This window comes from Streptomyces sp. NBC_00086, assembly GCF_026343255.1.
In the GTDB taxonomy this organism is placed as follows: Bacteria; Actinomycetota; Actinomycetes; order Streptomycetales; family Streptomycetaceae; genus Streptomyces.
Genome location: NZ_JAPELZ010000001.1, coordinates 167,110 through 179,193, shown reverse-complemented (window position 1 = coordinate 179,193; position 12,084 = coordinate 167,110). Strand labels below are relative to the sequence as shown.

11 protein-coding genes are annotated in these 12,084 nt (G+C 71.3%); 3 read left to right on the top strand and 8 right to left on the bottom strand.

Translation table 11 applies throughout. The features are described 5' to 3' along the window. Positions 1-44: 44 nt before the first annotated feature. The 6 genes from OG276_RS00790 to OG276_RS00765 all read right to left on the bottom strand — a co-directional run bounded on the left by OG276_RS00790 (position 45) and on the right by OG276_RS00765 (position 6,073). On the bottom strand, positions 45-1,091 hold the full coding sequence (locus OG276_RS00790; RefSeq protein ID WP_266901623.1) for an LLM class flavin-dependent oxidoreductase: 1,047 nt from the start codon (positions 1,089-1,091) through the stop codon (positions 45-47). 77 nt (positions 1,092-1,168) lie between these two features. After that, positions 1,169-1,945, bottom strand: coding sequence for a GNAT family N-acetyltransferase (locus tag OG276_RS00785; protein WP_266901621.1), 777 nt, complete (start codon positions 1,943-1,945; stop codon positions 1,169-1,171). Positions 1,946-1,997: 52 nt separating this feature from the next. Then, on the bottom strand, positions 1,998-3,020 hold the full coding sequence (locus tag OG276_RS00780; protein WP_266901619.1) for a transporter substrate-binding domain-containing protein: 1,023 nt from the start codon (positions 3,018-3,020) through the stop codon (positions 1,998-2,000). 97 nt (positions 3,021-3,117) lie between these two features. Next, entirely contained in the window at positions 3,118-3,918 is an 801-nt protein-coding gene (locus tag OG276_RS00775) for an amino acid ABC transporter ATP-binding protein (protein WP_266901617.1), read from the bottom strand. Further along, positions 3,915-4,874, bottom strand: a complete 960-nt coding sequence (locus OG276_RS00770) for an amino acid ABC transporter permease (RefSeq protein WP_266912443.1) — start codon at positions 4,872-4,874, stop codon at positions 3,915-3,917. The genes OG276_RS00775 and OG276_RS00770 overlap by 4 nt, the downstream gene beginning before the upstream one ends. Positions 4,875-5,086: 212 nt before the next feature. Further along, on the bottom strand, positions 5,087-6,073 hold the full coding sequence (locus OG276_RS00765) for an amino acid ABC transporter permease (RefSeq protein ID WP_266901615.1): 987 nt from the start codon (positions 6,071-6,073) through the stop codon (positions 5,087-5,089). A gap of 579 nt (positions 6,074-6,652) precedes the next feature. Between OG276_RS00765 and OG276_RS00760 the strand changes: the two genes are divergently transcribed. The 3 genes from OG276_RS00760 to OG276_RS00750 are packed head-to-tail and all read left to right on the top strand — an operon-like array spanning position 6,653 to position 9,569. Next, the gene (locus OG276_RS00760; protein WP_266901613.1) at positions 6,653-7,822 is read left to right on the top strand and encodes an LLM class flavin-dependent oxidoreductase; all 1,170 of its coding nucleotides are present in this window, start codon (positions 6,653-6,655) and stop codon (positions 7,820-7,822) included. Then, positions 7,819-8,793 (top strand): ABC transporter substrate-binding protein, encoded by a 975-nt coding sequence (locus OG276_RS00755; RefSeq protein ID WP_266901611.1) that lies wholly within the window; start codon positions 7,819-7,821, stop codon positions 8,791-8,793. The genes OG276_RS00760 and OG276_RS00755 overlap by 4 nt, the downstream gene beginning before the upstream one ends. 23 nt (positions 8,794-8,816) lie before the next feature. Then, on the top strand, positions 8,817-9,569 hold the full coding sequence (locus OG276_RS00750) for an amino acid ABC transporter ATP-binding protein (protein ID WP_266912441.1): 753 nt from the start codon (positions 8,817-8,819) through the stop codon (positions 9,567-9,569). Positions 9,570-9,612: 43 nt separating this feature from the next. Here the strand turns inward: OG276_RS00750 and OG276_RS00745 are convergent, their stop codons facing one another. Together OG276_RS00745 and OG276_RS00740 are read right to left on the bottom strand one after the other, a co-directional pair. Beyond that, positions 9,613-10,494 (bottom strand): carbon-nitrogen hydrolase family protein, encoded by an 882-nt coding sequence (locus tag OG276_RS00745; protein WP_266901609.1) that lies wholly within the window; start codon positions 10,492-10,494, stop codon positions 9,613-9,615. 8 nt (positions 10,495-10,502) lie between these two features. After that, positions 10,503-12,005 carry an APC family permease gene (locus OG276_RS00740; RefSeq protein ID WP_266901607.1) on the bottom strand — a complete coding sequence of 501 codons (1,503 nt, stop codon included), beginning with the start codon at positions 12,003-12,005 and terminating at the stop codon, positions 10,503-10,505. Between the last annotated feature and the right edge of the window lie 79 nt (positions 12,006-12,084).

The following is a 12,084-nucleotide window of genomic DNA, read 5'->3' as shown; positions in this document are numbered from 1 at the left end:
GTGAAAGGGTGGTGCAGGAGGGTGCTTCTGTCAACAGTCCTCCGCTACCTCACCGCGAACGCCGGGTCCGGAATCGAGCGGCGCAGCACCGGCGCGATCCGTGACTGGAACAGTGCCAGGGAGTCCCGGTGTTGGGCCTCGGTCAGCCCCCCGGGCTCGGCCTGGAGGTGCAGGACCGTGTGGCCGAACTCCTCGTGGTAGCGGTGCACCTTCTCGATCACCTGCTCGGGGCTGCCGATCAGTGCCGAACTCCGCTCGACGAAGTCCTCCAGGGTCGGGAACACCGGATCCAGCCCCTGCGCGGCGTGGGCCGCGAGGTACCGGGCGAACGCCGGCCGGTACGCGGCGACCGCCTGCTGCGAGGTGGGCGCCGTGTGGAAGCCCGCCGTGCCCGCTCCCACGACCGCGTGCGCCGGATCGTGTCCGTAGTGCTCCCAGCGCTCGCGGTAGTGGCGGATCAACGCGGCGTACGGGCCGATGGGATGGGTGACGTTCGCGGAGAAGAGCGGGTCGCCGTAGCGCGCCGCGAGATCCACGGACTCCCGGCTCGTGGCGCTTCCGTGCCAGACCCGCAGCGTCTTCTGGTACGGCCGGGGCAGCACCTCGGCGCCGGTCAGCGCGGGCCGGAAGCGAGGCTGCGCCGTCACCTTGTCCTCGCTCCAGATCTGCCGGAACAGCTCGTAGCCCTCGGAGTTGCGCTCCCACTGGTCCTCGGGGGTCACGTCGAACAGCTCGCGCTGCGCGGTGCCGTTCCCCTTGCCGATCATCAGCTCCAGCCGGCCGTCGCTGAGGTGGTCCAGCGTCGCGTAGTCCTCGTACGCCCGCACCGGGTCGAGCAGGCTCAGGGTGGTCACGGCGGTGTAGAGCCGGATGCGGCGGGTCAGGGCGGCGATGTGGGAGAGCACCACGGGCGGCGAGGACGACAGGAACGGCCGCTCGTGGCGCTCACCCACCCCGAAGCCGTCGAAGCCGAGCTCATCCGCCAGCAGCGCCGCGTCGACGACCTGCCGGAACCGCTCGCGCGTGGGGGTCGGAGCGCCCGTCGCCGGATCCGTGCCGTCCGTGATCAGGGTGATGGCCAGGAATTTCACGTCGGCGCTCCTCGGAAAGGGCATGCCCGGAATACGGGACGCGGAAATGTCGGGAGTATGAAAAGAACTCGGAATTGTTAAATACGTGTGGCTGCAATGTCATCCGTGTCGTCTGCGCTGCCCGGAGCCCGGAAGGCCATGAAGAAGGGCCTGTGGCGCACGGTGAAACCGATCGACTCGTAGAGGCGGATGGCGCCGGTGTTCTCGGCGGCCGTGTGCAGGAACGGCACGTCTCCCCGGTCCCGGATGCCCGCGGCGACGGCGCGGACCAGGCGCGTCGCCAGGCCCCGGCCGCGGAAGCCGGGATGGGTGCAGACCGCGCTGATCTCCGTCCAGCCGGGCGGCCGCAGCCGTTCCCCGGCCATGGCCACCAGCCGGCCCCGGTGCCGGATGCCGAGGTACGTGCCCAACTCGACGGTGCGGGGCAGGAAGGGCCCCGGCTTCGTCAGCTCGATCAGCTCCAGCACCTCGGGCACGTCCGCGGGCCCGAGCAGCACCGCCTCGGGGGCGGGCTCGGCGCGCAGCGAGGTGTCGACGAGCTGGACCCCCGGGGTGGACCCGACGGTCTCCCAGCCGGGGGGCGGGGTCAGCACCCCGGAGAGCGCGACGATCCCGTCGGAGCCGGCCAGGGAGCGCAGCGCGTCCCAGGACCGGGGGTCGGCCGGATCGGAGATCGCGGAGAACACGGCGACGTCCGGGGCGTAGCGGGCGGCGCGGCCGCCGGCCCGCACGGCGAAGGCCGCGTGCGCGCCGGACAGCGAGGCCCAGGCCGGGTTGTCGAGGACGTGCGGGGCCGCCGGGGCCGCCGGGATCCCTGAGGTCACCGGGCTCGGGGTGGTGGTGCTCGTGCTCATGGGGGCGGAACCCTCCTTCCGTGGGGTGCCCGGGCCGGGGACGGCCGCGGGGTCAGGAGTTGGTGAGGGGCAGGCCGGGCGGGTTGACCTGGGAGGTGGTCACGGCCTCGTCGGAGAGGTTCCAGGCCTTGAGGAGCTGCGCGTACTGGCCGGTTCCGACGAGGTGGTTGATGGCCTGGGCCACGGGCTCGGCCAGTCCGCTGTCCTTCTTCGCGGTCGCGGCGATCAGCCCCTGGAGGGTCTCGCCGGCGCCGGAGAACGAACCGGCCTTGCGGGTCGGGGCGTTGCCGCTCGCGGTCTGGGGGATGTGGTAGGCGATCGACGGGTTCGGGCCGAAGTTGAGGTCGATCTTCTTGCCGCTCAGGGCCAGGTAGACGCTGTTGGCGTCGGGGAAGTACTTGACCGTGAAGTCCTTGCCCTCGGACTGGAGCTTCTTCTGCCACTCCAGGAGGATCTTCTCCTGGTTGGTGCCCTTGCTGACCGACACCGTCTTGCCCGCCAGGTTGCGGTAGTCGCCGCCGAACTCCCAGGTGCTCTCCTTCAGGGACTCGAAGGCCAGGTTGTCCTGCCGGTAGGACGCGAAGTCGTACTTCTTCTTGCGCTCCTCGGTGACCGTCACGTTGGTGAAGGCCACGTCGACCTTGCCGCTGTCGATGCCGACGAAGAGGTTCTCCCACGTGGAGTTCTTCACCACGGGCTTCAGACCCAGGGTCGCGGCGACGAGCCGGCCGAGGTCGGGCTCCGAGCCGGTGATGGTCTTCTGGTCGGTGCCGACGTAGGTGAGGGGCGGGAACCCGGCGGGCAGGGCGCCGACCCCGATGACCAGCTCACCGCGGTCGCGCACGGCCTTCGGGAGCTTTGCGCGCAGGGACTCGACGACGGGGACGGTCAGTTCTGCCTGCTGCGCGGCCCCGTTGGAGACGGCGCCGATGGTCACCTTGCCGGAGCCCGCCTCGGTGCCGGTGGCCTTCGCGTCGCCGCCGCACGCGGTGAGTCCGGCGGCGAGGGCGACGGCGGCGGTCGTGGCGCCGAGGCCGCGGAGAAGTCTGTTGCGCAGGAGGGAGGGGCGGTGCATGGCGTTGCCTTTCGGGTGTGCGGCGATGCGGGGAAGGCCGAGGTGGGGAAAGCGGTGGGTGGGAAGGGAAAGCTCTGGAAGGGGCGGGGCAGGGAGGTCAGAGCACCTTGCTGAGGAACTCCCGGGTCCGCGGGTGCGCGGGGTGGTCCAGCACCTGCGCGGGCGGGCCCTGCTCCACGACGCGGCCCTCGTGGAGGAAGACGATCTCGTCGGCGACCTCGCGGGCGAAGCCGATCTCGTGGGTCACGATCACGAGGGTGGTGCCCCCGGTGGCCAGGTCCTTGATCACGGAGAGCACCTCGCCGACCAGCTCGGGGTCGAGCGCCGACGTGGGCTCGTCGAAGAGGATGACCCCGGGCCGCAGGGCCAGGGCCCGCGCGATGGCCACCCGCTGCTGCTGCCCGCCGGACAGCTGTCGCGGGTAGGCGCCGCCGCGGTCCCCGAGCCCTACGCGGCGCAGCAACTCCTGCGCCAGGGCCTGAGCCTGCGGCCGGGACAGCCTGCCCGTGGCCACCGGGGCGGCGGCGACGTTGTCCAGTACGGTCAGGTGCGGGAAGAGGTTGAAGTTCTGGAAGACGAAGCCGATCCGGCCGCGCTGGGCGAGGATCGCCCGTTCCTTCAGCTCCTTGAGCCGGCCCCCGTGCCGCTGGACGCCGATCAGTTCGCCGCCGACGCTGACGTGGCCGGCCTCGGGCTTCTCCAGGTGGTTGAGGACCCGCAGCAGGGTCGACTTGCCCGATCCGGAGCGCCCCAGGATCACGGTGACGGTGCCGGGCGCGACGGTCAGGCTCACCCCGTCGAGGACCCGCCGGCCGCCGAACCACTTGTGCACGTCGTGCACCTCGATCGCGGCCGGCCGGGAGGCCGTGGCGACGGTGCCGCTCGCGTTCCCGGTCATCGGGCCGTCTCCTTCCGGTAGCGGATCCGTAGGTCGCGCAGGCCCGTCCGGGCCCGCTGGAGGGGAGTCGGCGTGGGGGTGCGCAGCGCTCCGCGGGCGTAGTGCCGCTCGACGTAGTACTGGACGACGGAGACCAGGCTGGTGAGGATCACGTACCAGACGGTGGCCACGAGCAGCAGCGGCACCACGTCGCCGGGATAGGTGCTGCCCAGGCTCTGCACCGAGCCGAACAGGTCGAGCAGGGAGACGTAGAAGACCAGGGAGGTGGCCTTGAGCAGGCCGATCAGCTGGTTGACGTACGAGGGCACGATCGAGCGGAGAGCCTGCGGGAAGACGATCCTGGCGAACTGGTACCGCTTGGGCAGTCCCAGGGCCGCGGCCGCCTCGTGCTGGCCCTGGTCGACGGAGAGCACCCCGGCCCGGACGATCTCGGCGGCGTACGCGGCCTCGCTGAGGCTCAGGCCGACCACCGCGACCACCATGTCGGTGGCGAGCCGCGACTCGTCGAAGGTCAGGAAGGCGGGTCCGAACGGCACGCCGATGCTGAGGGTGGGGTACAGGGCGCTGAGGTTGTAGAGGAAGAGCAGGACGACGATCAGCGGCACGGAGCGCAGGAGCCAGATGTAGGTCCAGCTCACCGAGCGCAGCACCGGGCTGCCCGAGAGCCGTCCGAGGGCCAGCAGGACGCCGCCGGCCAGGCCGAGGACCGCACTGTACGCGGCCACCTGGAGGGTGATGAGCAGCCCCTCCAGGATCACCGGGCGGGTGAACCAGTACGCGAAGCGGTCCCATTGGTAGAAGGGATTGGTGATCAGCCCGTGGGCGGCCTGCGAAACCAGCACCAGGACGACGACGCCGGCGACCCACCGCCCGGGCCGGCGCAGCGGCAGGACCCGCTCGGCGGGCCCGGGCGGCCCTGGTGGCCCGGAGGGGCCGGCGGGCGCGGAGAGGAGCAGTGATTCGGTCAAGGACACTCCACGGCTTCGAATGGGAGCAGAATCGAAAAGCAGCCGTCAAGCAGAACAGGAGAGGCCGCCGATATCTCTTTGTCTGCGGCGTAAGCTAGGCAGCCCGGAGAAGGGGTGTCAACGGCCTTGATATCGGGATGCGTGAAATCATGTTCCGATTTCATCCGCCGTACATACAACGCCTCTTGGTGAAATGAAACTCAGCGGGAGCCCGGTGCGGTCACCGAGTTCAGGCGGCCCCGCAGGCCGGCCAGCCGGACGCGCAGCAGCCGCAGCGGCGTGGGCGGAAGGCCGCGCGAGCTGCCGCGCGCGTAGTGCCGCTCCACGTAGTACTGGCCGGCGCTCAGCACCGTGGTGACGGCCACGTACCAGAGGGTGGCCACCATCAGCAGCGGGATGACCTGGTAGTTCTGGTTGTAGACCAACTGCACCGAGTACAGCAGGTCGTGCACGGCCAGCACGCTGACGATGCTGGTGCCCTTGAGCGTGCCGATCAGCATGTTTCCGGCGGTCGGCACGATCGAGCGCATCGCCTGGGGAACCACGATCCGGTACAGGGTGCGGCGCCTGCTCAGCCCGAGCGCCTGCGCGGCCTCGGTCTGGCCGGGGTCCACGGAGAGGATGCCGCCGCGCACCACCTCGGCGGCGTACGCGGTCTCGTGCAGGGTCAGGCCGATGACGGCGGTGAGGGTCGGGCCGAGCAGGTTCACCGTGGTGACGGTGAAGAGCTGGGGGCCGTAGGGGATGCCCAGGCCGAGCGTCGGGTACAGGGCGCCGATGTTGAACCAGAACAGCAGCTGCACCAGGAGCGGCGTGGACCGGAAGATCCACACGTAGCCCCAGCTCAGGGTGCGCAGGACGGGGTTGGCCGACAGTCGCATCACGGCGAGCACGGTGCCGAGCAGGAACCCGAGCACCATCACCACGCCGGTCAGCCAGAGGGTCAGCAGCAGCCCGTCGAGCACGGCGGAGGTGGTGAAGTACTGCCCCACCAGGCCCCATTGGAAGGCGTCGTTGCGGACGACGGAGACCAGCACCGTCGCGAAGACCAGCAGCGCGGCGGCGGCGGACAACCGGCGGCCGGGGCGCCGGCGGGGCACGATCGGCGGCGGCTCCGCGCCGGGGGCGGACACGGGGAACCCGTCGGACACGCGGGGCGCGTCGGAGACGTCGGAAACGGTGGTCATGGGGGTGCTCCGGAGAGTGGGAGGGATCCCGGGCGCGGCAGGGGATGCCGGGCACGGGTACGGTCGCCGTCACGCTCGCCGTGTCCCTCAACACGGCCGGACCGGCCCGCGCGCAGCGCGGAGCCGGAACGCCGCCGATCGTATGCGCCGACCGCACGAACGTGTCAACAGTGCGCGGTCCGGGGGCGGTCGGGCCCGTCCGCCATCCGGTCCGTTGCTTGACGAAGAGCGCTCCGTACTGTTCAAGTAGTCGCATGAACGCCCATCAGCGCCTGGTCTCGCGCGACTACATCGACTTCGGTCGGGTGTGGTCCGCGGCCTGTTGCGCCTGACGCGGCAGCGGGCCGTCTGACCGGCCCTTCCCTCCCTCGGTGACCCCGTCGCGGGCCGAGAATTCCCTTTGCGCACCCGTCCTGCGGGCCCTGTGGCCGCCGCCGGGCCGGGCTGTCGCGAACCCGGACGCGCGCTGCCGCCGCACCTGCTTCCCTCGCCCAGCGTCGTCACGCCCGCATCGCCGTGCCGGGGGGTGGTTCACCCTGCCCTGCCGCGATCCGCCGCACCTTCCGAAAGGCCACACCCATGCCCGTGGAGTTCCTCGGCATAGCCGCCACCAACGACGGCTCCGAAACCACCGCACGATCCGGCGCCGCCTTCGACAAGGACTACACGCTCAGACTCGCCAGGGCGCACGAGGAGCACGGCTGGGACCGGGTGCTGTTCGCCTACGGTTCCGGCACCCCGGACCCGGCGCCGGCCGCCGCGTTCATCGCGAGCAAGCTGGATCGCCTGCAGATCCTGCTGGCCCACCGGCCCAACGTCTCCTACCCCACCTACGCCGCCAAGACCTTCGCGACCCTCGACCAGATCAGCGACGGCCGACTGGCCGTCCACTTCATCACCGGCGGCAACGACCACGAGCAGGGCCGCGAAGGCGACGTCCTCACCAAGGACGAGCGCTACGCCCGCACCCGCGAGTACATCCGCATCGTCAAGAAGATCTGGACCACCCACGAGCCCTTCGACCACGAAGGCGAGCACTACCGCTTCCACGACTTCGTCAGCGACGTCTTCCCCGTCCAGCAGCCCCACCCGAAGGTCTCGTTCGGCGGCTCCTCGCCCGCCGCCTACGCGGCCGGAGGCGCGGAGGCCGACATCTACTGCCTGTGGGGTGAGCCCCTGGAACAGACGGCCCAGCAGATCGAGGCCGTACGGGACGCCGCGCGGGCCGCGGGCCGCACAGACGCGCCCCGCATCCAGGTCGCGTTCCGCCCGATCATCGCCCCGACCGAGGAGCTGGCCTGGGAGAAGGCCCACCGCACGGTCGGCGCCATCCGGGAGCGCAGGCGGGCGGGGACCGTACAGCGCCACCGCAACGGGGTGTCCGAGGCCACGGCCCCTCAGAACACCGGATCGCAGCGGCTGATCGCCATCGCCGAGGCGGGGGAGCGCTACGACCGGGCGCTCTGGACGCCGACGGCGGCCGCCACCGGGGGCGCGGGCAATTCCAACGCCCTGGTCGGCACCCCGGAGACGGTGGCCCAGGCACTGCTGGACTATTACGACCTCGGCGTGGACATCCTGTCGGCCCGGGGCTACGACCTCCTCGGCGACGCCGTCGACTTCGGCCGGTACGTGATCCCGCTCGTCCGCGAGGAGGTGGCGAAGCGTGACGCCGCGCGGGACGCCGTACGCGATGCCCGGCCCGAGGCCGGTTTCCCGCGCCAGACCTTGACGGCGGTCCGCGGATGAGCCCCCTGGTGAACAAGGGCGCCGGGCTCGGAGGAGGCCTGCGCACCGCGCTCGTACTCCTGACGGCCCTTCCCCTGCTGGCCACCCTGACGGCCTGCGGCTCCGGTGACGGATCCGCTCCGTCGGCCGCCGCCCTCGCCTCTCCCGCGCCGGCCGACGATCCGGTCGCCGGGGTACGGACCCTGGAGCCGATCGCCGCCCTGCTTCCCGCCGAGGTCCGCAAGGCGGGCAGCCTGCGGCTCGGCGGCTCCGTCGGATCCCCTCCGTCGGCGTACTACCCGAACGGGCAGGACAAGCCGCCCGCCGGCCAGGACATCGACATCGCGGCCGCCGTGGCCAAGGTCCTCGGCGTGAAGCTGGAGCGGCAGGACGCCTCCTTCGAGACGATCCTCCCCGCCCTCGGCAGCGGCAAGTACGACGTGGGCACGGGCAACTTCGGCGTCACCACCGAACGCCTGAAGTCCGTCGACTTCGTCACCTACATCAACGACGGCCAGGGCTTCGCCGTCCGGACGGGCAACACCGCACTGACCGGCCAGGTCTCCGACCTCACCCAGCTGTGCGGGCTGACCATCGGCACCGGCGCGGGCACGACGTTCGAGAAGACCCTCACCCGGCAGAAGGAGGTCTGCGCCACCGCGGGGAAGAAGCCGTACGAGGTCAAGGTCTTCTCCGAGTCCGGGGCCGTGACCACGGCCCTCCAGCAGGGCCGGATCGACGTCGTCATGTCGACCATCAACGGCCTGCGCCACCAGGCCGCGCAGCCCGCCGCGCAGACGACCTTCCTCGGCGAGTACCACCGCCTCGACGTCGGGTTCGCCTTCAAGAAGGGCTCCCCGCTCACCCCCGCGTTCCAGGCGGCCGTCAACGAGCTGATCAAGGACGGCACCTACGCGCGGATCCTGAAGAAATGGGGCACCACTCCCTCCGCGATCGACACCTCGCAGATCAACCCGCCCGAGCACACGTGAGCGAGCCCGCACCCGAACGGGTCATGGTCGAGGTCCGGGGCGTCCACAAGAGCTTCGGACCCCTGGAAGTGCTGCGCGGGGTCGACCTGAAGGTCCGCGCCGGGGAAGTCACCGTGATCCTCGGCCCCTCCGGCTCCGGGAAGTCCACGCTCCTGCGCACCATCAACCACTTGGAGAAGGTCGACCGCGGCTGGATCAGCGTCGACGGCGAGCTCATCGGTTACCGCGGCCACCGGGGCAAGCTGCACGAACTCAAAGAGAAGGAGGTGCTGAAACAGCGGACCCACATCGGGTTCGTCTTCCAGAACTTCAACCTCTTCACGCACCTCACGGTGCTGGAGAACCTCGTCGAGGCTCCCGTCTCCGCGCTGCGCCGGACACGGGAGGAGGCCGGGGCGACGGCCCGCCGGCTGCTGGAGCGCGTGGGGCTGAGCGACAAGGCGGACGCCTACCCGCGCCAGCTGTCCGGCGGGCAGCAGCAGCGGGTCGCCATCGCCCGCGCGCTCGCCCTCGAACCCAAGGTGCTGCTCTTCGACGAGCCGACCTCGGCGCTCGACCCGGAACTGGTCGGCGAGGTCCTGGACGTCATCAAGGACCTGGCCCGTACCGGAACCACGATGCTCGTCGTCACCCACGAGCTCGGCTTCGCCCGGGAGGCCGCCGACACCGTCGTCTTCATGGACGGCGGGGTCGTCGTGGAGCAGGGAGCGCCCGGGGCCGTCCTGGACGACCCGCGGCACCCCCGCACCCGCGCCTTCCTCGCCAAGATGTGGTGAGGGACCAGATCACGTGGTCGGATCCGGCCGGGGCGGGGAGCGGTTACGCGGTCCCGTCCTGCAGCCAGTGCGGTGTACGGAAGACCGCGCCGCCGTACATCGGGAGGGCGATCGACTCCCCGTGCCGGGCCAGCTGGCTCCAGGGCCGGTTGATTCCGGTGGAGCCGTAGCGGCGCACCCGGGTGACGGTGTCGAGGTCCAGGACGTCGACGAGCACCTCCTCGCCGGGTCCGGCCTGCTGGCGGACGGTGCCCTCGGGGTCGACGATCGCGCTGGCGCCGACCCCGGCCGGGTCGGCGGCGTTGACGTTGACCACGTACACCTGGTTGGTCCAGGCGTTGGCGCGGGCGCAGACCAGTTCCATCTCCCGGTCCCGGGTGGGCGTCAGGGTGGGCTGGATGACGATCTCCGCTCCCAGCCAGGCGAGTTGGCGGACCGTCTCCGGGAAGGAGCCGTCATAGCAGATGGCCAGGCCCACCCGCCCGATCCCGGGGAGGTCGAAGACCGTGAACTCGTGGCCGGGGCGGGCCTTTTCGTACGGCTGCCAGGGGAAGACCTTGCGGTAGCGGGCGACGATCTCACCCTCGGGCGAGACCGCTATGGCCGTGTTGTAGATGTGGCCGTCCTCCGCTCGTTCGTAGAGGCTCCCCGGGACCAGCCACAGCCCGGTCTCCCTGGCGAGGTCGCAGATCCGGTCGGTGAGCGGGCCGGGGATGGTGACGGCCGCCTGCTCCATCCAGTCGTCGGGGGCGGGCCGCAGCAGCGGGCCCTCGGCGGCGAGCAGGAGCTCGGGGGCGACGACGAGCTGGACGTGGGGGAAGAGCTCGTGCGTGGCGCGGACCTGGTCGCTGAAGCGCTGTCGGCTCGCTTCGAGGTCGTGGGCCACGGGCGTGGTCTGCAGGGCGGCGATGGCGAGAGTGCGCATGGGTGTGGTCAGTCCTCGGTGATGGTGAGCGCGGCGACCGACGTGCGGCCTTCGCGGAAGAAGCGGCGGAACCGGGTGCGGGCGAGCAGCAGGGCCAGGGCGCCCGCGGCGATGGTGCCGGCGCCGAGGAGGAAGACCCCGCCGACGCCGTGGAAGGAGGTGGTCCCGTACGCGGGGTCGTACATGTCGTAGGCGCTGCGGGCGAAGGCCGCCAGCATCAGCACGCCGCCCAGCAGGGGCAGGACGCCGCGCAGCAGGAGGTCGCGCGGGGAGTCCCGCAGGCTCCGCCGGAAGTACCAGACGCAGCTCAGGGCGGTGGTGCCGTAGTAGCAGGCGATGAGCAGCCCGACGCAGAGGACGGCGTCGCCGAGGATGTCCGCGGAGACGAGCCGGAGCAGGATCAGGGTGCCGGCCGCTGCCGTGCCGCAGGCCAGGGTGCCGAAGGCGGGCGTGCGGTGCCGGGGGTGGATCCGGGTGAAGACGCGGGGCAGGGCGCCGTGGGCGGCCATGGACAAGGTGCCCCGGGAATTGCCGACGAGGCAGGTGAGCAGGGCCGAGACCGCCGAGACGCAGACGGCGAGCTGCATCACCTTGGCGAGGGCCCCGCCGAGTACGGGAGGCGCGAGGGTCGTGAGGACGTCGGTGGCGTTCTCCGGGTTGCCCAGTCCCAGGCCCGTGGTGCCGGTGCCGGCGAAGCTGATCGCCGCGAACGCGGTGAACAGGTAGGTGCCCAGCAGCAGGAGCGTCGAGATGACGGCGGCCTGACCGGCCACGCGCTCGCCGTTGCGGGTCTCCTCGTTCGCCGCGAGCAGCGAGTCCCACCCCCAGTAGATGAACAGGCAGAGCAGGACGGCTTCGGCGAAGGGCCCGAATCCGTCGAAGGCGCTGGGGTCGAGCCACTCCAGCGAGGGGGTGGCGGCGCCGTCGTGGGCGAAGGCGGCCGCGCCGAAACCGAGCAGGGCCGCCATTTGCAGGCCGAGGAGCACGTACTGCACGGAGGCCGCCAGGTGCAGTCCCCGGACGGAGACCAAGGTGCACGCGGCCAGCAGGAGGAGGGCGGTCACCGTGACGACGACGTCGTTCTCGGCGAGGGAGTGCAGGCCGAGCAGGCCCAGCAGGTACACGGCGCCGACCTGGGACAGTGCGGTCATCGCGATGAGGGTGGCGACGATGACGACCCAGCCCCCGGTGAACCAGCCGGCCACCGGCCCGAAGGCGCGGGTGGTCCACACGAAGTTGGTGCCGCAGTCCGGCATCTCGCGGTTCAGCTCGCGGAACGCGAAGGCGGTGAGCAGGATCGGTACGAATCCCAGGAGCAGGGCGGCCGGAGCCAGGTCTCCCACGGCGAGCGTCACGAAGCCGAGGGTGACGGCGATGCTGTAGGCCGGCGCCACGGACGACAGCCCGAGGGTGACGGAGGCGAGCAGGCCCACGGAGCCGCCGCGCAGCCCCTTGCCGACGGGGGCGGGCGCCGGCCCGGTTCTGGTCCCGGTGTCGGTCGGGTTGGTCATGATGCCTCCTGGACGCCGCAGGTGTGGTGCGCAGAGCCTGAGCCGCTGCGTTAAACCGAGATTTAAGACCCCGGCCTCC